This window comes from Vibrio genomosp. F10 str. 9ZD137, from assembly GCF_049974785.1.
Classification (GTDB): domain Bacteria; phylum Pseudomonadota; class Gammaproteobacteria; order Enterobacterales; family Vibrionaceae; genus Vibrio.
The window spans coordinates 1-1,445 of record NZ_JBNGCJ010000762.1 but is presented as its reverse complement, the minus strand read 5'-3'; the positions used below and the strand labels follow the sequence as shown (position 1 = coordinate 1,445).

Annotated in this window: 2 protein-coding genes and 1 pseudogene; all 3 read right to left on the bottom strand. The window is 44.9% G+C overall.

Features of this window, described 5'->3' with window-relative positions:
• Window positions 1-561, bottom strand: a pseudogene (locus ACP45E_RS17890) (Hsp70 family protein); the annotation flags it as partial.
• Window positions 561-1,193, bottom strand: coding sequence for a DUF2760 domain-containing protein (locus ACP45E_RS17885; protein ID WP_017038366.1), 633 nt, complete (start codon window positions 1,191-1,193; stop codon window positions 561-563). The gene ACP45E_RS17885 and the pseudogene ACP45E_RS17890, both read right to left, overlap by 1 nt.
• Window positions 1,190-1,445 (bottom strand): hypothetical protein (locus ACP45E_RS17880; protein WP_069585356.1); only part of this gene is annotated, 256 nt, incomplete at its 5' end. The genes ACP45E_RS17880 and ACP45E_RS17885, both read right to left, overlap by 4 nt.

The following is a 1,445-nucleotide window of genomic DNA, read 5'->3' as shown; positions in this document are numbered from 1 at the left end:
ATTACGAGCCGCTTCAGCGGTTAAATCTCTGGCTGCTGGATCGAACGAAGCAGGAACAGTGATGGTAACATCTTGTTCTGACAACGGCGCATCAGCATGGGTATGATTCCACGCCTGTTTTAAATGCTCAAGATAAAGCTCCGTCGCTCTAAGAGGAGAGACCTTCTCGACATCTTCAGGGCTACCCGCAGGTAGAAAAGCATCGCGTCTGTTTACACCACCGTGGCATAACCAAGATTTGGCACTAGCAATCAGTCTAATAGGGGTCTTTGCTCCCAAGTTGCGTGCAATAGCACCCACAAGTGCGGTTGGCTCTGTTGACCAAGGTAACACTCTTGAGGCTGGGTTCATCTCATGTTCGTGAGGCTGATACAAAAATGAGCCAAGTTGATCTTTGCTTTCAACCGTTCCCGGTGCCGTTAGTTGGTCAATAGACAGCACATGAACGTCAGGCTGCACGCTAGGATCTGATTCCGTGCCATTTTCCGTGTAAGAGAGGACACAGTGAGTCGTACCCAAATCGATACCAACACTGAATCGAGCGATGTGTGTATTGTCCATTACAGCTCAACCTCAGCAGGGGCAATAATAGAAGCGTCGTAGTTCTTCGCCAGTTTAGGCAAGTTCATGCTTGTTGCTTTCCAACCTTTATGCACGAGAGTTCCGGTAAAGGGCGCCGCACCGGTTACGTTGCCTGTCAAACGAACTTGCTGTGCGTTAAAACCTTCTTCAATCGTAATACGAGTCTCTTCCTCTTCACTGCGGATAGCGGTCAATGAAACATAATCGTTCAATACTTTTTGTCCGCCAGTGTGAATAACTCGGGCGGCTGCGCCAACTTCTTCATCAGAAAACGAGGTAAGATCTTCTTTTAGGAAGTCAATTAACCGAGCTTCTTGTTGCATAAGAGAAAGGAACTGCATTGCAGAGTCCGTTGAAGCGGTCGCAAGTTTGGATTCCACTTCTACGACCTTTTCGATGATTTTTTCTACTTCGACAATTTTTTCGATCTCAACAATCTTCTCTACGGGCTTTTCTACTTCGACAATTTTTTCAACCGGTTTCTCTACCACTTTTTCAATGACGGTTGATTTGCGTGACACCGCAATAAGTAGCAGTAGAAAGCTCGATGCTGCTAAACCCATGTGAAGCATATCGATTGTCTGAGGAACCATATTAATATCAAAGTTCATGATGAATTCTCTTTGGAGTTGATAGTTAAGGTGAGATTGCACCTTTGACGATGACGCACTAGGAAAATGACTCGCATCATGTCGAATATAAATAGTTTATGGTGGCGGATATTATCACATTCAAGGTTCTTGGCTTGACAAAACGCCGGAACAATCAGTGATTCAAGCTCAGTTGGTGGTTTTTTGTTCATTGAAGGGGCGGTTTTTAATATATCTCGTTTATTATGGCTATTTATCCTGCCATAGTCAGCA